22 protein-coding genes are annotated in these 24,494 nt (G+C 73.9%); 12 read left to right on the forward strand and 10 right to left on the reverse strand.

What is annotated here, in order from left to right:
- The 3 genes from AB0P03_RS31970 to AB0P03_RS31980 form a co-directional block, all read right to left on the reverse strand.
- Nucleotides 1–855, reverse strand: a complete 855-nt coding sequence (locus AB0P03_RS31970) for an alpha/beta hydrolase (RefSeq protein ID WP_363585072.1) — start codon at nucleotides 853–855, stop codon at nucleotides 1–3.
- Between the two features lie 23 nt (nucleotides 856–878).
- Nucleotides 879–1,787: a DUF4231 domain-containing protein gene (locus tag AB0P03_RS31975; protein ID WP_363585002.1), complete on the reverse strand. Its 909-nt coding sequence runs from the start codon at nucleotides 1,785–1,787 to the stop codon at nucleotides 879–881.
- A gap of 220 nt (nucleotides 1,788–2,007) precedes the next feature.
- Nucleotides 2,008–2,772, reverse strand: coding sequence for a sugar isomerase domain-containing protein (locus AB0P03_RS31980; protein ID WP_363632121.1), 765 nt, complete (start codon nucleotides 2,770–2,772; stop codon nucleotides 2,008–2,010).
- 222 nt (nucleotides 2,773–2,994) lie between these two features.
- Here AB0P03_RS31980 and AB0P03_RS31985 point away from each other — a divergent pair, with 222 nt between their 5' ends.
- A complete protein-coding gene (locus AB0P03_RS31985; protein WP_350877579.1) occupies nucleotides 2,995–3,687 on the forward strand; it encodes a metal-dependent transcriptional regulator in 693 nt (230 codons plus the stop codon).
- Nucleotides 3,688–4,234: 547 nt separating this feature from the next.
- Here the strand turns inward: AB0P03_RS31985 and AB0P03_RS31990 are convergent.
- Nucleotides 4,235–4,948 carry a bifunctional DNA primase/polymerase gene (locus tag AB0P03_RS31990; RefSeq protein ID WP_363585006.1) on the reverse strand — a complete coding sequence of 238 codons (714 nt, stop codon included), beginning with the start codon at nucleotides 4,946–4,948 and terminating at the stop codon, nucleotides 4,235–4,237.
- A 306-nt stretch (nucleotides 4,949–5,254) separates the two neighbouring features.
- On the opposite strand from AB0P03_RS31990, the gene AB0P03_RS31995 reads away from it, so the two are divergent.
- Nucleotides 5,255–6,631: a transcriptional regulator gene (locus AB0P03_RS31995; RefSeq protein WP_350877580.1), complete on the forward strand. Its 1,377-nt coding sequence runs from the start codon at nucleotides 5,255–5,257 to the stop codon at nucleotides 6,629–6,631.
- Between the two features lie 209 nt (nucleotides 6,632–6,840).
- The gene (locus tag AB0P03_RS32000) at nucleotides 6,841–8,070 is read left to right on the forward strand and encodes a hypothetical protein (RefSeq protein WP_363585008.1); all 1,230 of its coding nucleotides are present in this window, start codon (nucleotides 6,841–6,843) and stop codon (nucleotides 8,068–8,070) included.
- A 106-nt stretch (nucleotides 8,071–8,176) separates the two neighbouring features.
- Here AB0P03_RS32000 and AB0P03_RS32005 read toward each other — a convergent pair whose 3' ends face one another.
- Nucleotides 8,177–9,475, reverse strand: a complete 1,299-nt coding sequence (locus tag AB0P03_RS32005; protein ID WP_363632123.1) for an ABC transporter substrate-binding protein — start codon at nucleotides 9,473–9,475, stop codon at nucleotides 8,177–8,179.
- Between the two features lie 255 nt (nucleotides 9,476–9,730).
- On the opposite strand from AB0P03_RS32005, the gene AB0P03_RS32010 reads away from it, so the two are divergent.
- Both AB0P03_RS32010 and purU read left to right on the forward strand, forming a co-directional pair.
- The gene (locus AB0P03_RS32010) at nucleotides 9,731–10,165 is read left to right on the forward strand and encodes a hypothetical protein (protein WP_107452888.1); all 435 of its coding nucleotides are present in this window, start codon (nucleotides 9,731–9,733) and stop codon (nucleotides 10,163–10,165) included.
- 166 nt (nucleotides 10,166–10,331) lie between these two features.
- On the forward strand, nucleotides 10,332–11,207 hold the full coding sequence (purU, locus tag AB0P03_RS32015) for a formyltetrahydrofolate deformylase (RefSeq protein ID WP_063348167.1): 876 nt from the start codon (nucleotides 10,332–10,334) through the stop codon (nucleotides 11,205–11,207).
- Between the two features lie 58 nt (nucleotides 11,208–11,265).
- On the opposite strand, the gene AB0P03_RS32020 is transcribed toward purU, so the two are convergent.
- Both AB0P03_RS32020 and AB0P03_RS32025 read right to left on the reverse strand, forming a co-directional pair.
- Entirely contained in the window at nucleotides 11,266–12,513 is a 1,248-nt protein-coding gene (locus tag AB0P03_RS32020; protein WP_363632125.1) for a zf-HC2 domain-containing protein, read from the reverse strand.
- The gene (locus tag AB0P03_RS32025) at nucleotides 12,510–13,169 is read right to left on the reverse strand and encodes a sigma-70 family RNA polymerase sigma factor (RefSeq protein ID WP_363632126.1); all 660 of its coding nucleotides are present in this window, start codon (nucleotides 13,167–13,169) and stop codon (nucleotides 12,510–12,512) included. The genes AB0P03_RS32020 and AB0P03_RS32025 overlap by 4 nt, the downstream gene beginning before the upstream one ends.
- A gap of 617 nt (nucleotides 13,170–13,786) precedes the next feature.
- On the opposite strand from AB0P03_RS32025, the gene AB0P03_RS32030 reads away from it, so the two are divergent.
- Nucleotides 13,787–14,260: an ATP-binding protein gene (locus tag AB0P03_RS32030; RefSeq protein ID WP_350877591.1), complete on the forward strand. Its 474-nt coding sequence runs from the start codon at nucleotides 13,787–13,789 to the stop codon at nucleotides 14,258–14,260.
- A gap of 438 nt (nucleotides 14,261–14,698) precedes the next feature.
- Here AB0P03_RS32030 and AB0P03_RS32035 read toward each other — a convergent pair whose 3' ends face one another.
- Nucleotides 14,699–15,670, reverse strand: a complete 972-nt coding sequence (locus AB0P03_RS32035) for a helix-turn-helix domain-containing protein (RefSeq protein WP_363585017.1) — start codon at nucleotides 15,668–15,670, stop codon at nucleotides 14,699–14,701.
- A 282-nt stretch (nucleotides 15,671–15,952) separates the two neighbouring features.
- Between AB0P03_RS32035 and AB0P03_RS32040 the strand changes: the two genes are divergently transcribed.
- The 4 genes from AB0P03_RS32040 (at nucleotide 15,953) to AB0P03_RS32055 (ending at nucleotide 19,497) form a co-directional block, all read left to right on the forward strand.
- The gene (locus AB0P03_RS32040) at nucleotides 15,953–17,203 is read left to right on the forward strand and encodes an MFS transporter (protein WP_363585074.1); all 1,251 of its coding nucleotides are present in this window, start codon (nucleotides 15,953–15,955) and stop codon (nucleotides 17,201–17,203) included.
- Nucleotides 17,204–17,274: 71 nt separating this feature from the next.
- On the forward strand, nucleotides 17,275–17,802 hold the full coding sequence (locus tag AB0P03_RS32045; protein WP_363585019.1) for a GNAT family N-acetyltransferase: 528 nt from the start codon (nucleotides 17,275–17,277) through the stop codon (nucleotides 17,800–17,802).
- Nucleotides 17,803–17,923: 121 nt separating this feature from the next.
- Nucleotides 17,924–18,268 (forward strand): DUF4229 domain-containing protein, encoded by a 345-nt coding sequence (locus AB0P03_RS32050; protein ID WP_063348160.1) that lies wholly within the window; start codon nucleotides 17,924–17,926, stop codon nucleotides 18,266–18,268.
- A gap of 29 nt (nucleotides 18,269–18,297) precedes the next feature.
- Complete coding sequence (locus AB0P03_RS32055; RefSeq protein WP_363632128.1) at nucleotides 18,298–19,497, forward strand: LacI family DNA-binding transcriptional regulator; 1,200 nt, start codon at nucleotides 18,298–18,300, stop codon at nucleotides 19,495–19,497.
- Nucleotides 19,498–19,570: 73 nt separating this feature from the next.
- Here the strand turns inward: AB0P03_RS32055 and AB0P03_RS32060 are convergent, their stop codons facing one another.
- On the reverse strand, nucleotides 19,571–20,779 hold the full coding sequence (locus AB0P03_RS32060; protein ID WP_363632130.1) for an MFS transporter: 1,209 nt from the start codon (nucleotides 20,777–20,779) through the stop codon (nucleotides 19,571–19,573).
- Between the two features lie 424 nt (nucleotides 20,780–21,203).
- On the opposite strand from AB0P03_RS32060, the gene AB0P03_RS32065 reads away from it, so the two are divergent.
- Entirely contained in the window at nucleotides 21,204–22,550 is a 1,347-nt protein-coding gene (locus AB0P03_RS32065) for a dicarboxylate/amino acid:cation symporter (RefSeq protein ID WP_363585025.1), read from the forward strand.
- 283 nt (nucleotides 22,551–22,833) lie between these two features.
- Here AB0P03_RS32065 and AB0P03_RS32070 read toward each other — a convergent pair whose 3' ends face one another.
- Entirely contained in the window at nucleotides 22,834–23,037 is a 204-nt protein-coding gene (locus tag AB0P03_RS32070) for a cold-shock protein (RefSeq protein ID WP_052580872.1), read from the reverse strand.
- Nucleotides 23,038–23,405: 368 nt separating this feature from the next.
- Here AB0P03_RS32070 and AB0P03_RS32075 point away from each other — a divergent pair, with 368 nt between their 5' ends.
- A complete protein-coding gene (locus AB0P03_RS32075; RefSeq protein WP_063348157.1) occupies nucleotides 23,406–24,308 on the forward strand; it encodes a menaquinone biosynthesis protein in 903 nt (300 codons plus the stop codon).
- The last annotated feature ends 186 nt before the right edge of the window (nucleotides 24,309–24,494 follow it).

Raw genomic sequence — 24,494 nt, forward strand, 5'->3', positions numbered from 1 at the left:
TTAGCCCGCCGCCCAGGCCAGGGCGGTGGTCAGCACCCGGAAAGCGCCGAAGTGCGCGGCGCCGGGCTCCAGGAAGAGCTCGGCGCCGGGGATGTGGTCGCCCAGCCAGCGGGAGTGCTCGACCGGGGAGAACTGGTCGTCGGTGCCGTGCCACAGCCAGCTCGGCACCGCGATGTCCTCGACCTTGAACCCCCAGTCGGCGGTGAACGCCAGCACGTCGTCGATCCAGCCGTCCGCGCCGTGCCGGAACGCCTCCCGGTAGTTGCTCTGCAGCATCCGCCGCAGCCCGCTGTCGGCCACCACCTCCCGGTCGGCGGGCGACAGTTCGGGCCGCAGCCCGTTCAGCAGCCGGACCGGGTCGTCCTTGATCTGCCGGGAGCGGAACTCCATCGCGTCGGCGATCCGGCCGTGCCCGCGCTCCGCCTCCTGGTAGGCGTGCACGTTCGACGGGGTCATCCCGGCGTACCAGTCCAGGCCGGCCGCGTTGCGCGGCGCCAGGCCGACCAGCACCGCCACCCGGCTGACCCGCTCCGGCAGCAGCGCCGCGCAGGCCAGCGCGTGCGGGCCGCCGCCGGAGCGGCCGAGCACCGCGAAGCCGTCCAGCTTGAGGTCGTCCGCGATGGCCCGCACGTCGGCGGCCGCCGCGCTCACCCGGCGGCCGAACTGGCGGGTCGAGTCGCCGTAGCCGGGCCGGTCGTAGGAGATCAGCCGCACCCCCAGCCGGTACAGCACGGTGCTGCGCGGGTGCGGGCCCACCCGGCTGCCGGGCATGCCGTGCAGCAGGAACACCGGGCGGCCGCGCGGGTCGCCCAGGGATTCGACGGCGAGGGCGCGACCGTCCGGGGCCTTGACCATCCGTAACGACACCTGCGGCCTCCTCAGTGGTCCCGGTCGGTGGTGGTGCGGATCTCCCGGCGGGCCTGCCAGGTGGTGTGCTCGCGGGAGACCGCGTCCTCGGCGTCCCGGGCCAGCCGGGCCCAGAGCTCCTCGGCGTCCGCCGACTCCACGTCCAGCCGGGCCAGTTGGCGCCGGATGAGCTCCAGCTCGTCGGCGGCCAGCCCGTACGCGGCGGCCAGCGGGCGGTACTGGCGCAGCTGCGCCCACGCGGTGATCGAGGCGGCCACCGCCGAGACGGTGCCCAACGCGTCGTAGGTGAACGCGCCGAGCGCCCGCAGCACCGCGAGCACCAGCCCGAGCGCCGGGAGCACCACGCCCAGCACCCCCGCCAGGGCTCCGGCCCGGGCGCAGTACCGGGACTTGGCGCGGTACCAGTCGTGCTGCACCTGGATCCGCTCCCGCAGGTACACCTCGCGCCGCACCGCGAGCGGCTGCTCGCGCAGGTCGCGCATCGCCGCCGTGATCCCGGCGAGCTCCGCCCCGGCGCCCGGCGTGACCACCCGGCTGTCCCGGAAGGCGCCCAGCACCCCGCCGAGCTGGACGCGGTACAGGCCCTCCGCGTCCGGCAGGGTGTGCGGCGGCGGCTGGTAGGCGTCCGCCCGGACGGCGAACTTCCAGGCCAGCGTCTTGACCGACTCGGCGGCGGCCCGGCCCTCGTACCAGAGCCCCTGCGGGTTCTGCCGGCTGATCACCACCGCGAGGACGATCGCGCCGAGGTAGGCGGCGGCCGCCGGCCAGGCCCACGGCTCGCCGTCGGCCGAGCCGGTCGCGGCGGCGGCCACCAGCAGGAGCAGCTCCCAGGCGGAGAGCAGCACCGAACGCCGCTGGCCGCGCAGCGAGGCCGCGTCGGCGGCCCAGAAGAACCCGGGCAGCAGTTCCCGCTCGCGCACCCACCCCGTCCGTCCCGCCCCAGACGCCATGTCCGGCCCCCACCCGTCGCTCCGGTCGCACCGCCCTCCTGCCCCGGGCGGCTTCCCGGTACGCCTGGCCCGCCCCCGGGCCGCCCGCAATGGCCGGGATGCCCCGGTGGATTGTCCGGCCCGGGTACGTTCGGTGGGCGGGCGGACACCCTGCGTGGCCCGGCGTGCCCGTGGGCGCGACCGGTGGGCGTCAGTAGGTGTAGAGGATCCGGTCGGCGTTGTCGGCCATCTGCTTGGCGTTCCACTCGGTGCCGCCGGGGACGTTGCCGGAGCGGAACAGCGGCGGGGCCGCGGCGGTGCCCTCGGCCGCCGCGTCGGCCAGCCGGCCGACCGCCGAGGCGACCACGGCCTGCATGAGCGCGCTGGTCACGATGGTGGAGACCGGGCCGAAGGTGGTCTCGGCGGCCGGGTGGGTCAGCTCGCCGTCCCCGACCGCGATCTTGCTGTCCAGCACCACGTCGCAGTTGTCCTTCAGGTACGTGCCGGACGGGTGCGCCGGGGGCACCTCGCCCGGGTACGCCAGCGAGGTCACGCCGATCACCTTCAGGCCGCGGTCCCGGGCGTACCGGGCCAGCTCGACCGGCATCACCTGGCGGCCGGACAGCGAGATCACGAACAGCAGGTCGCCGGAGGCGGCCGGGGTCAGGTCCAGGGTGGTGGTGGCCAGGCCGGACACCCGCTCCAGCGCGCTGGCCAGCGGCGCGGGCATCACCGTCACCCCCGCCATCCCGGGGACGTTCAACAGGTTCATCGGGACCAGCCCGCCGGCCCGGTAGACCACGTCCTGGGCCGGCAGCGCGGAGTGCCCGGCGCCGAAGGTGAACACCCGGCGGCCCTCGGTGATCGCCTCGGCGAGCAGCGCCGCGGCGGCCTCGATGGCGTCGGCCTCCTCCTCCCGGACCCGCTGGAGATGGGCGATCGCGGCGTCGAAGTACCGGCCGACCAGGTCGTTCATCTGTTGCCTTCGCTCTCTGCCGGTGGGGGAGCCGGCCGGGTGGGGCGGGCCGGTCGGGTCCGGGCCGCCAGTGGAGAAAGCTACGGCGAGCACCGTGGCGCCCAGGCGGCACCGCTGTCAACAGGAACGAAAACCGGGACCCGGGGCCCTTGCGCGGGCCCGGTTGTCGGTGCAGTACGTCAGAATTGGCGGTGAGGACACCGAAGAACGGAGCCAGCGGCGATGTCTGGGCTGATCGACACCACTGAGATGTACCTTCGCACCATCCTGGAGCTGGAGGAGGAAGGCATCGTCCCGATGCGCGCCCGGATCGCCGAGCGACTGGAGCAGAGCGGCCCGACGGTCAGCCAGACGGTCGGCCGGATGGAGCGCGACGGGTTGTTGCAGGTGGCGGGGGACCGCCACCTCGAACTGACCGACGACGGGCGCCGGCTCGCCGTGCGCGTCATGCGCAAGCACCGCATCGCCGAGTGCCTGCTCGTCGACGTGATCGGACTGGAGTGGGAGCAGGTCCACGAGGAGGCCTGCCGCTGGGAGCACGTGATGAGCGAGACGGTCGAGCGAAAGGTGCTCGCCATGCTCGGCCACCCGACCCAGTCCCCGTACGGCAACCCGATCCCGGGCCTGGACGAGCTGGGCGACGCCAAGGCCGAGGGCGAGGGCTTCGACGCCGCGCTCGTCCCGCTGGACACCGTCAAGCCGGGTGACGGCGGCGCCAGCGTGGTGGTCCGCCGGATCGGCGAGCCGATCCAGACCGACGGCGAACTGATGCGCACGCTGCGCCGGGCCGGGATCCGGCCGGGCTCCACCGTGCGGGTCAGCGCCGGCGTCGGCGGCGTGCTGGTCGGCACCGGGGAGAACGCGGCGGAGCTGGGCAAGGACATCGCCCAGCACGTCTTCGTCGCCCAGGCCTGAGGAACGCGCCCCCCCGGGCCCGGAGGAACGCTTCCGGGCCCGGGGAACGTGCTTCCCGGAACGACGCGAAGGGCCCGCTGCTCCCCGTGCAGCGGGCCCTTTCGCCTCCCCGTTCCCTCCCTGTCCCCTCCGTCCCTCCCATCCCCTCCGTTCCCTCCCGGCCCCTCCACCGCCTCGCCCGGCTTCCCCGTCCGAGCGCTCCCTCCGGCGTCCCCTCGCACCGCAATTCCTCCCCTCGGCCGATCATGGCAATCCTTGAGCGTTGTCACTCGTCCGGGGGGCTTTCGCCCATGGTCAGCGGGTACACGGAGGCCTTATCCGCACATGCGTGTGACGGGCCTCGCCTCCGGTGGGAGACAAGGCCCGTCAGCCGGGCGCGGGGTGTCGCGCGCTGCGCGCCCTCACCCGATAGGCGGAGGGCGGCCGTTCACGGGGTGGTGAATCGGGGCAGTGAATCGGGGCGGTTCACGAGGCCGTTCACGAGACGGTGAACCAGGGTGGTGAACCGCGGCGGTGAACCGCGGCGGTGAACCGTTGCCGCGCCCGTTCAGCGCACCGCTGCCGCCGGCTGGGCGGGCTGGGGGTGGGCGGCCGCGGGCGCCTCGCGTCCGCAGGCGTACGCGAGCGGGCTGATCAGCTCGGCGGCGTCGGGCAGCCAGCGGTTGAGCGCCGAGGGGGAGCGGGCCCACTGGGCGTAGCCGGTGCCGCCGATCCGGGAGGGCGGGGCGACCGTCCAGTCCCCTTCGCCGCGGGCCACCAGGTCCAGCCGACCGGGCGGCCAGCCGAGCTTGCGGAGCATCTCCGGCAGCTTGGCCGCGACCCCGGGCAGCACCAGGAAGTGCAGCCGCCGGCCGATCCGGCCGGGCGAGGCGGGCAGCACCGCGACCGGGCCCAGCTGGAGGTCCATCCGCTCCATCCGCGCCAGCGCCAGGCAGCCGGCCGTCTCCGGGACGTCCAGGACGTCGAAGGACCGGCCGGTGGGCAGCAGGATCGAGGCCTGCGGCCGCTCGGTCCACCAGCGCCGCACCGCCCCCGGCCCGGCGCTCGCCTTGCGGGCCCAGTCCGCGTCGAGCGGGTGGGCCCCCGGCAGCAGGCAGCGCCGGTCGCCGCAGGAGCAGCGGGCGGGCCCGTCGCCGTCGATCAGCCAGGCGCCGGGAGCGACCTCCCAGTGGCGGTTCTCGGCGTAGCCGACGGCTTCGATGAGCAGCGGGGGCAGTGCGGCGGTCTTGCCCTGGTCGGGGGAGTCGGGGATGTCTTCCACACGCTGCTCAACTACCGTGTGTGAGGCTGGTTACGGCCCGGCGCAAGCCGGTTGGGCGTATACCGGCAATGTCACCCGAACCGGTTACTCGACCGAGTTGAGGCGGGCGGAGGCAGGCGCAGTGGGGGCGCACAGGAGCATTTCCCAGGGCGCGTGGGGGGTGCGGATCGTCACCGTGGGTATCCCGCTGGCGTTGCTGATCGCTAACCTGGTGTCAGATTCCTTGGACGGTCGGACAGTCGGCAACAGATCAGCAGAATCGTCGCCCGCCGGCCGGGACCGGAGGGTGTGGGGAGGCGAAACCCAATGGCCGCAAGACCACTCGTCGCACGACAGCCCAACGAGCGTCTGCAGCAACTGATCCAGGAGGCCAGCTGCTCCAACGCCGGCCTGGCCCGGAGGGTCAACCTCTGCGGCGCCGAGCACGGTCTGGACCTGCGGTACGACAAGACCTCCGTCGCCCGCTGGCTGCGCGGGCAGCAGCCGCGCGGGCAGGCGCCGGCGGTGATCGCCGAGGCCCTCGGCCGCAAGCTCGGCCGCAGCGTGTCGGTCGAGGAGATCGGCATGGCCGACGGCAAGAACCTCAGCTCCGGTATCGGGCTCCAGTTCGCGCCGACCCTGAACGCCGCCCTGGAGCAGGTCTGCGAGCTCTGGCGCAGCGACGTCGGACGGCGGGACTTCCTGACCGGGGCCACGGTCGCGGCCTCCGCGCTGGTGGAGCCCAGCCGGGACTGGCTGATCACCCCGCCCGACCCGGTGGTGGCCCGCACCGGCGGCCCCCGGGTCGGCCCGACCGACGTGGCCGCGATCAAGGCCACCACCACGATGCTGGTCGACCTGGACCACCGCTTCGGCAGCGGTCACGTGCGCCCGGTGGTCGTGCACTACCTCAACTCGGTGGTCTCCAGCCTGCTCGGCGGGGCGTACCGGGACGAGACCGGGCGCCAACTCTTCGCCGCGGTGGCCCGGTTGACCGAACTGGCCGGATACATGGCGGTGGACACCGGCCAGCCCGGCCTGGCCCAGCGCTACTACATCCAGGCGCTCCGGCTCGCCCAGGCGGCCGACGACCGCGGCTACGGCGGCTACGTGCTGGCGGCGTCGATGAGCCACCTGGCGGCGACGCTCGGCAACCCGCGGGAGATCGCCCAGCTCGCCCGTGCCGCGCAGGAGGGCGCCCGGACGGTCGCCACCCCGACGGCGATGGCGATGTTCTACGCCGCCGAGGCCCGCGGCCACGCCCTGCTGGGGGACGCCCGCTCCTGCGAGGCGGTGTCGGCCAAGGCGCTGGAGATGATGGAGAAGCGCCGCCCGGAGGACGACCCGGACTGGATCGTCCACTTCGACGACGCCTACCTGTCGGACGAACTGGCCCACTGCCACCGGGACTTGGAGCAGGCCGGTCAGGCCGAGCACTACGCCCGCCGGGCGCTCGACCTGCACCCGCCGACCCGGGTCCGCCGCCGCGCGGTGGACCTCGTCCTGCTCGCCACCGCCCAGTTGCAGCAGCGGGACCTCGAACGCGCCTGTGAGACGGGCGCGCAGGCGGTCCGGTTGCTGAGCGGGCTGCGGTCCAACCGGGGCGTGGAGTACCTGGACGAGTTCCGGCGCAGGCTGGAGCCCTACCGGGAGCAGCGGGTGGTCCGCGAGTTCCACGCCCGGGCGGATGCGGAGGCCGCCTAGTGTCGCGCCCGGGGCGCCAGGGCGGGTCCAAGGCCCCGGGCCCCGGCGGGGCGGGGTGAGGGGAGCGTGAGGGATGTCCCGCCCGCGTGGTCACCCGGTTCGGCGAACCGGTAGCGTGGGCGCGACGTCCAAGGAACTGTGATGCCCCCAAGAACCGACGAGATGTGGTCCGCCGTCAGCGCGCGGTCGTGCACAGGTGAGGAATCGCGTTGAGCCAGCGCCGCTCGTACCCCAACTCGGGTGACTTCAACCTGGACGACCTGTTCCGCCCCGAGCCCGGCCAGACCCAGGGCGGCGCGCCGGGCCAGCCGCAGGGTCACCCCCAGGGCCACCCGCAGGGGCAGACGGGCGTGCCGCCGGTGGGGCAGCCGTCCGGGCAGCCGGAGTACCTCGGCGAGGGCGGGCACGCGCGGCCGACCCAGGCCATGCCGGCCCAGCCCGCCCCGTGGGCCGGCGCTCCGCAGCCCGGTTACGGCGTCCCGCAGCACGAGCCGGCGCCGGAGACGCAGCACCTCCCGCCGTACCCGGGCGCGGACCCGTACGCGGGCGGGTACCCCACGGGCCAGTCCCAGGCCGGCTACCCGCAGCAGCCCGGCCCGGGCGGCTACCAGGGCTACTCGCAGGCCGGGCAGCCGCCGCCGGCGCCGGCCTACCCCGGTCAGGACTACGGGCAGAACTACGGCCAGGGCTACGGGCAGGACCACGGGCACGGGCAGGGCTACGCCCAGGACCACGGGCAGGGCTTCGACACCACCCAGGCGGGCGCGCAGGCTCCGGCCGCCCGGGGCGGCCGCCCGTCCAACAAGCTGATCATCGGTGGGGTGGTGGCCGGTTTCGCGGTGGCCGGCATCCTGGTCGCCGTCCTGGTGAACGGGGACGACACCACCCCCGCCGCCGACGCCAAGAAGACCCTCCCGGTGGCCGCCACCGGCAGCGCCACCCCCGGCACGGCGAGCGCGAGCAGCTCGGGCACCACCGTCGACCCGGCGGTCAAGGCCCAGGCGCAGCCGCTGTCGGACCTGCTCGGCACCGCGAGCGACAGCCGCTCGGCGGTGGTCGGCGCGGTCGCCGCGGTGCAGAAGTGCGACAAGCTGCCCGAGTCGCAGCAGGCGCTCACCGGCGCGGCCGGCAAGCGGCGCGAACTCCAGACCAAGCTCGGCCAGCTGAAGGCCGACAAGCTGCCCGGCGGCCAGCAGCTGGTCGAGCAGCTCAATGCGGCGTGGACCGCCTCCGCGCAGGCCGACGACGAGTACGCGGCCTGGGCCGGGGACTCACAGGCGCCCGGCGCCTGTGACCCCAAGAAGCTGGACAACCAGCACTACAAGAACGCCGTCCAGGCCAGCGGCACGGCGACCACCGCGAAGAAGCAGGCCTCGACCCTGTGGAACGCGATCGCCACCCAGACCGGCCTGCCCAGCCGCAGCGACGGCGACCTGTAGGACGGACGGGGGAACGGGCCCGCCGGCCCGCCCCTTCGTCGTCCGTCCCCCTGTCGTCCGTGCTGCGTCGGCTGTCCTTCACCGGCCGTCCTGCGCCGCCCGGGCGTCACGCCGGCGGGCGGCCCCCGGTGAGCACCCAGCGGATGTCCACGAAGCCCGGCTGCTGGAGGGTCATCCGGCCGCCCTTGACCACCTGGTAGGTGACCCAGGTGTTCACCAGCCGCGGGGATTCGGTGCTGGGCAGCATGTTGGGGGTGCCCCAGTTCAGCGGCGGGGTGAGGCCGACGTCGATGCTCTCACCGCTGTCCAGCAGCCCGGTGACGGTCTTCTCGGTGACCTGCCGGCCGGACGCCGCGACCTTCTCGGCGACCAGCCGGAACACCTCGTACGCGACCCAGGTGGTCTGCACGCCGGGATCGGAGACGTCGATGGTGTGGCTGCCGGTGGTGTCGGCGCGCACCACCGCGCGCAGCCCGTCCCAGACCTTCGCCGACTCCGGCGGGTACCAGCTGGTGACGTAGGTGCCGGCCAGTGGGCCGGAGTCGCCGCCGGTGGAGTCGACCACCGACTGCTGCACGCTGCCGATCACCGAGGCGAACCGGGTGTTCCTCGGGTTCAGCCGACGGTAGGAGTCCAGCAGGTTGCCGGTCGGCTCGGCGGCGAGGGCGCTGGTGACGCAGTTCGCCGCTTCGTCCCTGCCGATCGCCTTGCGGGCCACCGCCGTGTAGTCGGTGGACTGCTCGGGCGCCTTGACGTCGAGCAGCTTGATGCCGGCCGGCTTGAGCGCGTTGGCCAGGTAGCCGAGCAGGTTGTCGCCGGACGGGGTGTCCGGGCGGACGAGTGCGACGGCCTTGCAGCCGGCTTCGACCAGCTGACGGCCGCTGCCGCCGATCAGTGCAGGCATGCCGCCGTCCACCGGGTACGAGAGCGGGCTGCTGAACTCGGGCTGGGAGAGCCCGTAGCCGCCGATCAGGGGGATGCCGGCGCGCTCCAGGACGGGCATGAAGTCGAAGCCGTACTGGCTGTAGGAGCCGATCACGGCGACCGCCTTGGCGTCCACCGCCCGCTGGGCGCAGGCCTTGGCGCCTTCGGAGGTGTTGTGCTCGTTGCAGGTGAGCACCTGAAGCCGGCGGCCGTTCAGTCCGCCCTTGAGGTTGACGTCCCGGCCGATCGCCTCGGCGAGCGCGGTCATGCCGGGCCGGTCGGCGGAGCCGGTGCCGGACGGGGACCAGGTCATCACGGTGAGGTCGCCGCCGTTGGTGGAGGCATCGGCCGGTCCGCCGCACGCGGAGGCCGAGAAGAGGGTGGGGAACAGGGCCGCGGCGGTGGCGGCCGCGGCGATCGGGCGGCGGCGGCGCCGCGCGAACTGGTGCCGGGGCTGGAACGGGTCCCTTCGGCTGGTCATCGGTCTTCCCTCTCTGGGGCGCCATCCGGCGCACCGGAGCAAGCCAAGCCCCGGCGCCACACGCCGAGAGGGCCGAAGTACGAACGGCCGGGTAACGGGAGCTGAAATCAGGCGGGGTACGCGTGTAGATCGGGAGTGGAGTACGAACGGACAGGGAACGTACGATCGTTCTCCATGTCCGCCAGCACAGATTCTTCGCATCGGTCTGCCCGAAACACTTCTCGTCCGGGCCACCGCTCCAGCACGATGAACGGCATGCCGCTCAACGACCTGCCCTGGTGGCGCTGGCGAGCCCGACTGCGCTCGGCGCTGCACATGTTGTCCGACCCCGGTTTCCAGCAGGAGACCTGGCTGAACGGCCGGGAGGGGTACGGCGACGTGACCGACGCCGTCTACCGGCTGGTCGAGGACACCTGGCTGGACCACTGGTCGGCCGAGAAGTACGTGGGCACGATCTTCCGCGACTCCGCCGAGGCCGCCCTGGTCGACGTCGCGGTGCTGCGGGTGGTCCAGCTGCTGCACGAGGTCGGCGCGGACGCCCACGCCTCCGCCTACTTCGGCCACCCCGGCTGGCCGGAGGCGGTCCGGGCCGCGCGCGAGGCGCACGTCGCGCTGGCGGTGAACGACGGGGACGACCCGGACGCGGCGCCCAAGTCGCTGGACGTGCTGCGCATCCTCACCCGGGTCTGAGCCCGGGTCTGAGCCCGGGTCTGAGCCCGGGCCGACGGCGGGGCCGCCGGCCGGGTGTCCGGTCGGGCCGCTGAGCAGTGCCGTCCCGCAGTACGGGCAGCGGGGCGGCGGCTGTCCAGGATGTGACACGCTGGACCACCCACGAACGCCACGACCTCAGGACGGGATACCCCCAGTGGACCAGCAGCCGGCCAGCGCCCAGTACGTCCTCACGCTGTCCTGCCCCGACAAGCAGGGCATCGTCCACGCCGTCTCCAGCTACCTCTTCATGACCGGCTGCAACATCATCGACAGCCAGCAGTTCGGCGACGGGGACAGCGGGCTGTTCTTCATGCGGGTGCACTTCTCCGCCGCCGAGCCGGTCACCGCCGACAAGCTGCGGGCCAGCTTCGCGGCGATCGGGGCCTCGTTCGGGATGGACTGGCAGATCCACCCGACCGAGCAGCGGATGCGGATCGTCCTCATGGTCAGCAAGTTCGGGCACTGCCTGAACGACCTGCTCTACCGCACCCGGATCGGTGCCCTGCCGGTGGAGATCGCCGCGGTGGTGTCCAACCACACCGACCTGCGCGACCTGACCGAGAGCTACGGCGTCCCGTTCCACCACATCCCGGTCACCCGGGACACCAAGGCCGACGCCGAGCAGCAGCTGCTGGACCTGGTCGCCAAGGAGGACGTCGAGCTGGTCGTGCTGGCCCGCTACATGCAGGTGCTCTCGGACCAGCTGTGCACCGCGCTGTCCGGCCGGGTGATCAACATCCACCACTCCTTCCTGCCGAGCTTCAAGGGCGCCAAGCCCTACCACCAGGCGCACGCCCGGGGCGTGAAGCTGATCGGCGCCACCGCGCACTACGTCACCGCCGACCTCGACGAGGGCCCGATCATCGAGCAGGAGGTGGCCCGGGTGACCCACGACGTCACCCCGGACCAGCTGGTCGCGCTCGGCCGGGACGTCGAGTGCCAGGCGCTGGCCCGTGCGGTGAAGTGGCACAGCGAGCACCGGGTGCTGCTGAACGGCACCCGCACGGTGGTCTTCGCGTAGCGAGGCCGGGGCGGTCGGCGGCCGGTGTGGTTGCCGCCGTTGCGGCGGCTGTGGCCGCTTACGGCCGCGACAGCAGCGGCAGGGCGTGCAGCACCTCGCGGATCGCGGCCCGGTCGCCGTGCTCGCCGACCGGCAGCCGGTCCGGATCGCGGTGCGCGGCGGCCAAGTGGCAGAGCTCCAGGCCGTCCAGCACCATCGAGGCCACCGGTTCGCCGCCGGACGGCCCCGACTCCGGTCCGTCCAGCGGTATCAGCCACTCGCCGGCCGCCGGGCCGTCGATCACCAGCCGCAGCCGCCGGCCCCGGCCCTGACCCTGGTCCGCCACGGGCGGGAGGGTCGGCGCCCCGGCGGGCTCGGGACGGGTGGCGCGGGCGGCACGCAGGTCGGCCAGTGCCCGCGGGACCATCCGGACCGCCAGGTCCACCATCTGCCGCAGGTGCTGGGGCGCCGGCGGGTCGTACGGGTAGGCGACCGCGCGGGCCACGTCCTCGCCGTGCACGTAGCACTCGAAGGCGCGGTCCACGAAGGCGTCGCGCAGCGGCAGCACGGCGAAGCCGTAGTCGACCGGGGTGTTGCCCTGCGGGGCGAGCGCGGCGGTGCGCACCAGGTCGTGGGTCTGCCGCCGCCACCGCTCCCGCACCGACTGCGGCGGGAGGCCGGCCTGGTCGGCGACCAGCCGGGCGGTGCGCTCGGCGATCCCGGCGTACGGCCCGCCCTGCGGCGGGACCCGGGGCGGGAGCAGGGGCGGGATCCGGAGCGCCGGCGGCCGCGCGGCCGGCTCCTGCGGCGGCACCCGCCGGGCGGCCGGGGCCGGTGCGGCGCCCGGGCCGGCCGGCACCGGGTCGGGCAGGCCGAGGGCGAGCGCCAGATAGCCGTCCACGGCGGCGAGGTGGCACAGCACCTCGGCCGGGCGCAGCCGCCCGGTGCCGCCGTGCCACGGCAGGTCGGCCACCTCCTGCCACTCCTCCGGGCCGAGGTCGCGCAGCAGCGCGTCGAGCTTGGCCGTCTCCGCGGTGTACGGCATGCCCCAGGCGGGGACGGGCAGTTCGGCCGGGCGGCGGGCCAGGCACCAGTCGAGCACCTGCTGGCGCAGCGAGTTGGGCTGGTCCAGCGGCTCGTCCAGGGCGAGCCAGCCCGCCGCCTCGCGCAGCCGGGCGGCCTCCTCGGCGCACTCCGGGCAGGTGCGCAGGTGCCGCTCCAGCTCGGCGGCGTCATGGCTCGGGCAGGCGCCGAGGGCCCAGGCGCCGAGCAGCGAGCGCAGGGCGTCGTGCCGCTCCTCGGTGGTGGGCTCGCTCCGCTCGCTCATGCGCCCCTGTCCCCGTCGTCCCTGTCGCCCGCGTCGTCCGTGTCTTCCCGGCCGTCCTCGCGGCCGTGCCGTTCGTCGTGGCGGGCGCGCTCCTCGGCCAGTTCGGTGGCCAGCAGTTCCAGGCCGAGCCGCATCCGCTGCTTGGCGGCCTGCTCGCTGATGCCGAGCAGCCGGGCCGTCTCCTGGTAGGTGCGGCCGTCGTAGTACGTCACCGCGATGGTCTCACGCAGGGGTTGGGGCAGGGAGTCCACCACGTACTGCATGCGCGCGGCGGTGGCCACGGCGCGGATCTCCGCCTCGGCCGCGCGCTCGCTGCCTCCCGGTCCGTCAAGCCCGCTGCCCGGGCCGCCCGGTACCCGCTCGGCGGCCCGCCGCGCCCGCAGCCGGTCGACCGCGCGGCGGTGGGTGAGCGCGCCGAGCCAGGAGCGCAGCGAGCCCTGGGCGGGGTCGAAGTCCTCGGGGTGCTCCCAGACCTGGGCGAATATCTCCCGGGTGAGCTGGGCGGCGGCGGCCTGGTCGGCGAGTATCCGCCCGGCCAGTCCGTGCACCATCGGCGCGAGCTGGTCGTAGATCTCGCCGAGCGCGGTCTCCTCGCCGCGGGCGAGGCGGTGTTGGAGCTGCACGTCCCAGCGCGGCGCGCGGTCGGGGGTGGCCATCGGGAACCAACCCTCCTGCCCGGGTTTCGCTGGCGTACCCAACGGTATCTTGCGGCCGGTCGGCGGCGGGAGCATTCCCCGAAGAACGGAACCCGGGCCTGCGGATCGTCGCCCGGGTCGCCAGCCGGGTTGTCGCCCGGCCGTCGCCCGGTTGTCGCTCGGATCGGCGGCCCGTGCGCGGGGCGGTCCTTGGAGGCCACTGTTCGAAGGCCGTTGGACATATGTCGCACGGGTGGTTCGCGAGTGGCGGGCCGGGTGCGCGGGGCGTCCGGAGGTAGGTTCGCCACTGCGGGACCGGCGGGTCGGCCCGGGCCGGACGAGTGCCGGTACGAGGCTCGCGAGAGTGAACGGGACAGTATGCACTGCGCTGTCCCCCGATCGCTGGAATATGCCCGAAGCGCTTGCCGAGGTCCGTCCGCCCACTCATCCTGAGGCGTAATCGAGTCGCGGCCAGTGCGCGACGGACGAGTTGGCCCGGACGGGACAGGTCGGGTGAGCGCCGGGCGGGAGCCCGGCCGAGGGCCCGGGTGGCACCGGGCGATGTGCGAGGGTTCGCCGGCTGGACGATCCGGCCCGATCGGGACGATGGCCGAACTGCGAGTGCGGGTGGTGGAGCGGTGCAGGTTCTTCAGGTACAGCTGGCGGTGCGGGCGGACCCCGCCGAGGTCGGCCGGGCCCGTCGGTGGGTGCGCTCGCGGTTGCTGAACCACGGGGTGGACCCGGACGCGCCGGTCGCCGAGACGGTGGTGCTGGTGGTCTCCGAGCTGGTGACCAACGCCGTGGTGCACACCGGGTGTCCGGCGGTGCTGCGGCTCTGTCTGCCGGTGGAGGAGGACCAGGCGGGCGGCGAGCCGGCCGGCCCGCTGCGGGTGGAGGTCGCCGACGCGAGCCGGACGGCCCCCGCCCCGCGGCACGCCGGGGCGGACGAGAACGCCACCAACGGGCGCGGTCTGGAGCTGGTCGAGCTGCTCTGCGAGCGCTGGGGCTGGTTCCCGGACGGCTCGGGCAAGCGGGTGTGGTGCGAGATCGGTGCGGATGCCCGGCCGGCGGACCCGCTGGCGGGCGTGGACTGGGCGGCGCTGGCGCAGTAGCGGCAGCGGCAGCCCCGGGGCCCGCTCGGTTCGCTGCCGATCCCGCCGGTGATCGCCGGCGGAGATCACCGGCCGAAAGTTGACGCAACCATTCCGAATTTCGGACTACCCATTGACGTGACGTATCCGACTGATCACGCTTGGGTGCGGCTCTCCGTCAGTGAGGGGACGCCGAGGGGACGCCCGAACGCCGCCGCGGTGCTGTTGTCCAGGGGGACCACGCCAGCAGGGGGGCCGTGGATCGCCGGTCGCGGGCGCTCCTTGGCGAGTGCGGAGGGCGCGGCGCGGGTTCAGGGCCCGTGCGTCGCGATTGGATGGCGGCCGGCCGCGCCGTGCTCGGGGTGCACGCGGCCGGCTGCCATCCGACCCGCCGTCATCCGGCGGCGCTTTCCGGCCACTCGGCCGAGAGCCGCCCAGGGCACCTGAAGCCGCCCGGGGTCACCCGGGGACGGTGCGGAAGGTACGCCGGTAGGCGCTCGGGGCGACGTCCAGCCGGTCGCGCAGTTGCAGCCGGAGCGAGGCGGCGGTGCCGAAACCGGACTCCCGGGCGACTTGGTCGATCGTCAGGTCGGTGCGCTCCAGCAGCTGCCGGGCCCGCTCGGTGCGCTGCACGGTGAGCCACTTCCCGGGGCTGGCGCCGGTCTCCTCGCGGAAGCGCCGGGTGAAGGTCCGCACGCTCATGCCCGCCCGGTCGGCGAGTCGGCGCAGCGCCAGCGGCTGGTCCAGGTGTTCCAGTGCCCACGCGCGGACGGCGGCGGTGCCGTGGCCGGTGGAGTCCACCGGGCTCGGGGCCTCGACGTACTGCTTCTGGCCGCCCTCGCGCCACGGCGGCACCAGGCAGCTGCGGGCCACCGCGTTGGCCACCGCGCTGCCGTGGTCGCGGCGGACCACGTGCAGGCACAGGTCCACCCCGGCGGCCACCCCGCCGGAGGTGAGGAGGTCGCCGTCGTCGGTGTAGAGCACGTCCGGGTCCAGCCGCACCTTCGGGTACAGCTCGGCGAAGCGCCGGGTGTAGCGCCAGTGGGTGGTGGCCGGGCGGCCGTCCAGCAGTCCGGCGGCGGCCAGCAGGAAGGAGCCGGTGCAGATCGACATCAGCCGGGTGCCGGGCCGGATCCGGCGCAGTGCGGCGGCCAGTTCGGGGGTGAAGGCGGTGTCGACGGTGGCCGCGCTCGCGTCGGCGGAGGCCGGGATCACCACCGTGTCGGCCCGCTCCAGCAGTTCCGGCCCGTGGTCGACGCTGATCCGGAAGTCCGCGCTGGTGGCGACCGGCCGGCCGTCCAGCGTGCAGGTGGCGATCTCGTAGAGCGGCCGTCCGGCCGGGTCCTCGGCGCCGCCGAAGATGCGGGCGGGGATGCCGAGTTCGAAGGCGATCACGCCGTCGAGGGCGAGTACCGCGACCAGGTGGGCCATGCCGTTCCCCTTCGGTGGTGCGGCCGCCCGGGCCGGTCGGGTCGGGGCGGCGGGTTGAGTCGGTTCGGTCGGCCGGTTCGGGCCAGTCCGGCCGGTTCGGGCCAGGGTACGCCGGGACCGTGGCCCGATTCTTGCGAAAGCTGTCATTCAGGCCACTCGTCGCGGCCGCGCCGCTTCGGGACACTCGTCCGCGTGACCGAACGCAACGCCTTCGCCCCCGCCCCCGCCCCCGCGCCCGCCCCCGAAGGACCTGTCCGCCCGGCCCGCCCGGCCCGCTTCCGGGTGCACTACGCCTGGGTGGTGGCCGGTGTCTCGCTGCTGGTCCTGCTCGGCTCGGCCGGCTTCCGGTCCACGCCCAGCCTGATGATGGACGCCCTGCACAACGAGTTCGGCTGGTCGCTCGGGACGATATCCAGCGCCACCTCCGTCAACCTGACCCTCTACGGCCTCACCGCCCCCTTCGCCGCCGCCCTGATGGACCGTTTCGGCGTGCGCCTGGTGGTGGTCTGCGCGCTGCTGACCATCTCGGTCGGTTCCGGGCTCACCATGCTGATGCGCGAGCCCTGGCAACTGGTGCTCTGCTGGGGCGTGCTGGTGGGCCTGGGCAGCGGCTCGATGGCCGGCGCCTTCGCCACCACCATCACCGGCCGCTGGTTCCAGGCGCGCCAGGGCCTGGTCACCGGCGTGCTGACGGCCGCCGGGGCAGCGGGAAACCTGGTCTTCCTGCCGGTCGGCGCCTGGCTGGTCGAGCACCACGGCTGGCGCTCGGCGGTGATCGTGGTCTCGCTCGCGGCCAGCGCGGTCGCCGTCCCCGTCCTGCTGCTGATGCGCGAGCGGCCCGCCGACCTCGGCCTGCTCCCGTACGGAGCGACCGAGGAGCCCCCGGCGCCCGCCGCCGACGGCCGCGCCCTGACCCGCTCGCTGCGGGTGCTGCGGGACGCCGCCCGGAGCCGGGCGTTCTGGCTGCTGTCCGGCTCCTTCGCGATCTGCGGCGCCACCACCGCCGGCCTGGTCGGCACCCACTTCATCCCGGCCGCCCACGACCACGGCATGCCGGTGACCACCGCGGCCGGCCTGCTCGCCCTGATCGGCGTCTTCGACGTGATCGGCACCATCTTCAGCGGCTGGCTCACCGACCGGGTCGACTCCCGGATCCTGCTGGTCACCTACTACGGGCTGCGCGGGATCTCGCTGCTCCTGCTGCCGCAGCTGCTCGCAGGCTCGCTGGAACCGCCGATCCTGGCCTTCGTCATCTTCTACGGCCTGGACTGGGTGGCCACCGTGCCGCCGACCGTCGCGCTGTGCCGCCGGCACTTCGGCGGGGACGCCCCGATCGTCTTCGGCTGGGTGCTGGCCAGCCACCAGATCGGTGCGGCCGTCGTCGCCGGGCTGGCGGGCCTGGCCCGCGACGCGCTCGGGAACTACGACCTCACCTGGTACGGCGCCGGCGCCCTGTGCGTGGTCGCCGTCGGGCTCTGCCTGGCGCTGCGCACCAGCCGGCCGGACCGCCCCGTCGTCCCGGCCCTCCCGTAGGGCGGGCTCCCAAGGCGGGCTCCCAAGGCGGGTCGGGGGCCTGTCGGACCGGAGAGCTAGGCTCCGCAGCCATGGCGCTCATCTTCACCCTGGACCCGAAGCTCGACCCGGACCTGCGCACCGCCGTCGTCCGGCTGTGGGCCGACGTCACCAACGCCGGCGGCGCGGTCGGCTTCGTGGCGCCGGTGACGGAGGACGAGGTCTGGGACACCGCCGACCACCAGTTCGCCGGGGTCGCGCCGGACGGCCCGGACCGGCTGCTGGTCGCCCACGAGAGTGACACCGGCCAGCTCGTCGGTGTCCTCTTCTTCGAGTCGATGCGGTTCGGCCTGATGGAGCACTGGCGGATGCTCAAGCGGGTCATGGTGCACCCCGACTGCCAGGGCCGCGGCTACGGCGTCCGGCTGCTCGCCGAGGCCGAGCGGATAGCCCGGGAGTGGGGCCTGGAGAGCCTGCGGCTGACCGCGCGCGGCGGCCAGGGCCTGGAGCGTTTCTACACCCGCTGCGGCTACCGGGAGGTCGGCCGGGTGCCGGCCGCGGTCCGGGTCGCCCTAGGGGACGACCGCGACGAGATCACCATGTGGCTCGACCTGCGCTGATCCGCAGGACGGCCGGGAGGCGGCGGGCGGGGGGACGGGCGCCCCCTTCCCCGCGCCGCCCGTCAGGCATGCTTCACTGGGAGACCGGCCCCCGCCCAGACCAGTGAAAAGGATGTGTCCCGTGAGCAGCACCGGCCAGGAGAAGTCGCACGCCACGCTCCGCTACACCTCCCTGCGGGTCAGCATCTTCCTCGGCTGCCTGCTGGTCGCCCTGCTGCTCGGGCACTTCAAGATCATCCCGGTCAGCGGCCAGGCCGGAGTGATCTTCCTGTTCCTGCTGGCCGCGATCGCGTCCGCGCCGCTCAGCTACGTGCTGCTGAGCCGTCAGCGCGACGACATGTCCGCCCAGATCACCACCAAGGTCTCCGGCCTGCGCAGCCGTACCGCCGAGCGGATCGCCGCGCAGAACGCCGAGGAGGACGCCGTCGACGAGGCGGCCCGGACGGCCGCCGTCCGGCAGAGCTGACCCCGGCCGGACCCGTAGCCGCAGCCGCCGTGCCCGAATCCGCCGCCTCGGACGCCTCCGCTTCCGACCCCGACCCCGACCCCGCTTCCGCTTCTGCGGCTTCCGAGCCCGGACCGGCCGACCCGCCGTCCGGGCCGTCCGCGTCGCTCGGGCCGTCCGCGTCGCTCGGGCCGTCCGTCGAGGGGGAGGCCGGGACCTGGCCGGCCCCGGTGCGCCGGCCCACCGGCCGGGACGTGGCCAGGCTCGCCGGGGTCTCCCAGGCCACCGTCTCGCTGGTCTTCTCCGGTGCCGAGGCCGGCCGCCGGGTCTCCGACGCCACCCGGGAGCGGGTCAGGGAGGCCGCCCGCAGCCTCGGCTACCGCCCGCAGGCGGCCGGCCGGCAGCTGCGGCTCGGCCGTAGCGGGATGATCCTCCTGGCGGTGCCGAACATCCTCGGCCCGTTCTTCGGCCGGGTGCTGGAGGGCGTCCACGAGGAGGCCGGCCGGCACGGCCTGGCGGTCGTGGTCAGCTCCGGCTGGGGGAGCGCCACCCTCGCGGAGGCCGCCACCACCAGCCGCTTCGACGGCCTGCTGATCTGCTCCCCGGACGACAGCCAGCTCGGCGAGCTGCCCGCCGACACCCCCGTCGTCTTCCTCGACGCCGACCCGGGCACCGACCGGGCCCGGCCGACCGTCGAACTCGACGTGGCGGGCGGGATGCGCGCCGCCGTCGAGCACCTGGCCGGGCTCGGCCACCGCCGGATCGGGCGGCTGCGCTCCACCCACTCCGCGTACACGTTCCGGGTGCGGCAGGCCGCGTTCGAGCAGGTCGCCGCCGAACTCGACCTGGAGGTCGTGGAGTTGGGCGTGAGCCTGAACGAGGGCCAGCCGGCCGCGCGGAGCGTGGCGCACCGCCTGCTGGAGCGCCCGGACCGTCCGCGCGCGGTGATCTGCGACGACGACGTGGTCGCCTCCGGGGTGTACCAGGCCGCCGCCGAGCTGGGGCTGAGGGTGCCGGCCGACCTGTCGGTGGTCGGCATGGACAACGTCGCGGTGGCCGCGCTGCTGGCCCCGCCGCTGACCACCGTCGACCTGCCCGGCGAGGAGCTGGGCCGGGTCGGCGCGGCGGCGCTGGCGGGCCTGCTGCGCGGCGAGCGGGCGGCGCCCGTCCCGCCGCTGGCCACCTCGCTGGTGCTGCGCTCCTCCACCGCGCCGGCGGCCGGCGCGCCGGGGCGGGGCGCGAAGCCGTAGGCAGGAGCAGGGGAGGACGAAAGACCGCGCCCGCCGGCCAGACCCCGGTGGGCGCGGTCGTCTGTGGGGGGCCTCAGCCCACCGGCACCGGTCGCATCGACGGCGCCGACGGCACCGGGTGGAACCAGCGGCGGGCGCCGAACAGCAGCAGGGCGCCGAGCGCGATCCCGCCCGCCGCGCACAGCGCCACCGGCCGCAGCGAGTCCTCGGCCAGGTTGCCGGACACCGCGTAGCCGAGCGAGTTGCCCGTCGCGAACAGCGTCACCAGCCAGGCGAACGCCTCGGTCACCGTCCCGGTCGGCGCCAGCTCGGCGACCAGCACGAACGCCGCCGCCAGCAGCGGCGCCAGCCCGATCCCGGAGAGGAAGGCCAGCGCGGCCATCGGGTACGGCCCGGGCAGCAGCACCAGCGGCAGGTAGGACGCGGCCATCGCGAGCGCCATGACCCAGGTGCGGGTGGCCGTGCTGCTGCGCCACTTCACCGCGCCGTAGGCGAGCGCGCCGAGCAGGCCGCCGAGCGCCGCCAGCGCCAGCAGGGTGCCCGCGCCGCCGGGCAGGGCGTCGGCGTGGTGCTCGGCGTAGGCGATGAACAGCACGTTCTGCGCGCCGACCGCCCAGCCGGCCCCGGCCAGTCCGACCAGCAGCAGCACCAGGCCGGGGGAGCGCAGCGGGCCGAGCAGTCCGGCGGAGTGCGCGCGGGCCGGGGCGCGCCAGGCCCGGGCCGGGGCGGTGGTGGCCACGATCAGCGCGCCGGCCAGCCCCAGTCCGGCGGCCATCCAGAGCGCGGCGACCGGGCTGAACAGGCCGGCGATCCCGGCGACGGCCAGCGGGCCGGCCACGTAGAGGATCTGCTGGGAGGCGGAGTCGAAGGCGTAGGCGGTGTCGAGTTGCTCCTCCTCCACCACGTCCGGCCAGAGCGAGCGCAGGCAGGGTTCGAGCGGGGGCATGGCGAGCCCGGCGATCGCGGCGCCGAGCGGAGCGGCGATCTCGGAGCCGGGGGCGAGGGCGAGCAGCGCGTACCCGCCGCCGGCGAGCACGGCGGAGGCGAGCAGGACGCGGGGCTGCCCGGTGCGGTCCACGATCCGTCCGAGCACCGGCCCGCCGACGGCGGCGGAGATCGCGTAGGCGGCGGTGGCCAGTCCGATCCGCCCGTACGGCGCGCCGGCCTCGCGCAGGGCGAGGGCGATCACCAGGGCGGTCATGCCGGCGGGCAGGCGGCCGAGCAGGGTGCCGAGGAGCAGGCGGCTGACATGGGGGGCGCGGAGCAGGGCGAGGTAGCCCATCGGGCGTCTTCTCCGGTCTGGGCAGGCGGGGGCGGGGACGCCGTCAAAGTTATACGTATAACCGCTCAGCGGTCAATCGGGCCGGTGGGGATGATCTGATGGTGCGTCAGCTTCGTTCGTGTCCGGATCTCACCCCAACCTCAAACAACTACTTTGAACATCTCAAACCTTTACTGCTAATGTGTCGCCCATGACCACCTCAGACGCATCGCGGAAGCACGGCCGGGGCTCGCTGCCCGGTGCCGCCCGCCCGTGCGCTCTGACCGGTGCTGTGGACAGCCCGCGCCGTTGTCGCGCCATGAGCTGTATCCCGGCGGCACGCCCCTGACCGGGGGCCGGGACCTCCCCGCCCGGCCCGCGCGCCGTGCCGCCTCCTCCGCCACACCCCACCGTCAGCAACGCCCTCCCCCGGAGCCGCACCGTCATGTCCACAGCGCCCGAGGCGACCTCGTCGCCGTCCGTGCTCGCGAGAATCCGCAAGACCCCGTTCTGGGTCCAGATCGTCGGCGGCCTGCTGCTCGGCGTCGGCCTGGGCTACCTGGCCCGCGCCGCCGACATCTCCTGGCTGGCCACCACCCTGGAGACCATCGGCAAGATCTTCGTCCAGCTGCTCAAGCTGGCCGTCCCGCCGCTGGTGTTCACCGCGATCGTGGTGAGCGTCGCCAACCTGCGCAACGTCACCAACGCGGCCCGCCTGGCCACCCGCACGCTGCTCTGGTTCATGATCACCTCGCTGATCGCGGTGGCCGTCGGCCTGGGCCTGGGCCTGCTGACCAACCCCGGCCAGGGCACCAACCTCAAGACCGACGGCCTCAAGGCGCTCGACTCCAAGGGCACCTGGATCGACTTCCTGACCGGGATCTTCCCGACCAACATCGTCGACGCCTTCGCCAAGGTGAACGTGCTGCAGATCGTCTTCATGGCGGTCGTGGTCGGCGCGGCGATCATCAAGCTCGGCAGCAAGGCCGAGCCGGTCCTCAAGCTCAGCGAGTCCGTCCTGGAGCTGACCCAGACCGCCCTGTGGTGGGTCATCCGGCTCTCCCCGCTCGGCACCCTCGGCCTGATCGGCAAGTCCGTCGCCAAGTACGGCTGGGACCTGCTCAAGCCCTTCGCCACGCTGACCCTCGACATCTACGTCGGCTGCGCGCTGGTGCTCTTCGTCGTCTACTCGCTGCTGCTGAAGTTCGCCGCCGGCCTGAACCCGGTCAACTTCTTCAAGGGCGCCTGGCCCGCCATCCAGCTGGCCTTCGTCTCGCGCTCCTCGGTCGGCACCCTGCCGGTCACCCGCCGCGTCACCGAGCGCCTCGGCGTCCCCAGCGAGTACGCGTCCTTCTCCGTGCCGTTCGGCGCCACCACCAAGATGGACGGCTGCGCCTCGATCTACCCGGCGATCGCCGCGATCTTCGTCGCCCAGGTCTACAACATCGACCTCGGCATCCGGGACTACCTGCTGATCGCCTTCGTCTCGGTCGTCGGCTCGGCCGCCACCGCGGGCCTCACCGGTGCGATCATCATGCTGACGCTCACCCTCTCCACCCTGGGCCTGCCCCTGGAGGGCGTCGGCCTGCTGCTCGCCATCGACCCGATCCTCGACATGATGCGCACCGCGACCAACGTCGCGGGCCAGGTGCTGGTGCCGGTCCTGGTGGCCTCGCGGGAGAAGATCCTCGACGTCGCCGCCTACAACCGTCCCTCCGGCGACCTGTACGAGGACGCGCCGTCGGCCGTCGTCCCGGCGCAGACGGACAAGGCGGCCCCGGTGGCTGCCTGATCCCGGCCGGCTCGGCGACAAGGGCCCGCCTGTGCACCGTTCCCCGGTGCGGAGGCGGGCCCTTGTGCGTGCCGCGGGGGCGCGGGTGCGTGCGCTGCTTCCCGGGGCGGTGGCCGGGAGGAGAGGCCGGGGAAAGGCCAGGGGAATAGGCAGGGGGAAAAGGCAGGGGGCCCGCCGGTCGGGCGGGCCCCCTTGGGTGTTGCTCTTGTGCTCATGGTGACGGCTGTCGGGAGCCGCCGACGGACCCGCTGGGGTCCCGAGCGATCAGAACATCAGAAGATGGTCAGATGGGGGTGACGTTCTCCGCCTGCGGGCCCTTCGGGCCCTGGGTGACGTCAAAGTTCACCGCCTGGTTCTCCTCCAGCGAGCGGAAGCCGCTCGCGTTGATGGCGGAGTAGTGGACGAAGACGTCGGGGCCGCCGCCCTCCTGGGCGATGAAGCCGAAGCCCTTCTCAGCGTTGAACCACTTGACGGTTCCCGTGGCCATGCCGTTCTCCTTGCGAGGGACGTGTCGGGGCCACACCGTGTGGCACCCGGTCCGCTGCGCTGATCGCCCTGCCTCCGGACGAGTCCGAAGTTTTTCGATATTGCTGAAAAACTACAAAAAGCCCGCGGTTACATGCTCCGCAGGCTTCAAGTACTGCAAGGGGAATCAAACTGCAACTGAGGGCAACGCTAGCATGCGGTCGCTGTGACGACCAGGGGTGAACTGCGGCCCCCACGGCGCGTGTCGTAGGGCCCCGCAGGGGCGTCCAGCAGGCCTCGCGAGCGCGTGTCGGGTGCCCGGTGCAAGCCTCTGTGAACAGCAGGCATACGCTGCGGGAAAGCGCACGAACAGTACAAGGGAGCGGCGCAGTGGCAGCACCGGACGGACAATCGCGGGAGCCCCAGGAACACACCCCGGTCAGGCCTCGCGTCGGCCACATCCAGTTCCTGAACTGCGTCCCCCTCTACTGGGGCCTCGCCAGGACCGGCAACCTGCTGGACCTCGACCTCACCAAGGACACCCCGGAGAAGCTGAGCGACCAGCTCGTCGACGGCTCGCTGGACATCGGTCCGATCACCTGCGTGGAGTACCTGCGCAACGCCGACGACCTCCTGGTCCTGCCCGACATCGCGGTCGGCAGCGACGGCCCGGTGATGTCCTGCCTCATCGTCAGCAAGGTGCCGCTCGCCGACCTGGACGGCCGCCGCGTCGCCCTCGGCTCCACCAGCCGCACCTCCGTCCGGCTCGCCCGGCTGCTGCTGGAGGAACGCGAGGGCGTCCGCCCCGACTACTTCAGCTGCCCGCCCGACCTCAGCTCGATGCTCGCCGAGGCCGACGCCGCCGTCCTGATCGGCGACCCGGCGCTGCGCGCCTACCTCGGCCAGGCCGCCGACCTCGGACTGACCGTCCACGACCTCGGCGAGATGTGGAAGGAGTGGACCGGCCTGCCGTTCGTCTTCGCCGTCTGGGCCGTGCGCCGCGAGTTCGCCGAGCGCCGTCCGGAACTGACCGCTGCCGTGCACCGGGCCTTCCTGGAGTCCCGCGACCTCTCACTGGTCGAGGCCGCCAAGGTCGCCGAACAGGCCGCCCGCTGGGAGGCCTTCGGCGCGGACGTGCTGGAGCGGTACTTCAGCGAGGCCCTCGACTTCTCGCTCGGCGAGCGGCAGCTGGCCGGCGTCGCCGAGTTCGCCCGCCGGGTCGCGCACGACAGCGGCTTCGCGTCGGACGTCGCGGTGCGGCTGCTGGAGCCGGCGGCGCTGCCGGTCGGCTGAGCACGGTGGTCGGTTGAGCACGGTGGTCGGTTGGGCACGGTGGTCGGTTGAGCGCGGTGGTCGGTTGGGCACGGTGGTCGGTTGAGCGCGGTGGTCGACGGGCAGCGGGCTGACGCGGACGCTCGAAAGGCCTGGCGTAGGCTGGTTCGGCCGTACCCGGACGCCCGCCGTCCGGGGGGCGGCAGC

The organism is Kitasatospora sp. NPDC088779, assembly GCF_040685395.1.
GTDB lineage: Bacteria > Actinomycetota > Actinomycetes > Streptomycetales > Streptomycetaceae > Kitasatospora.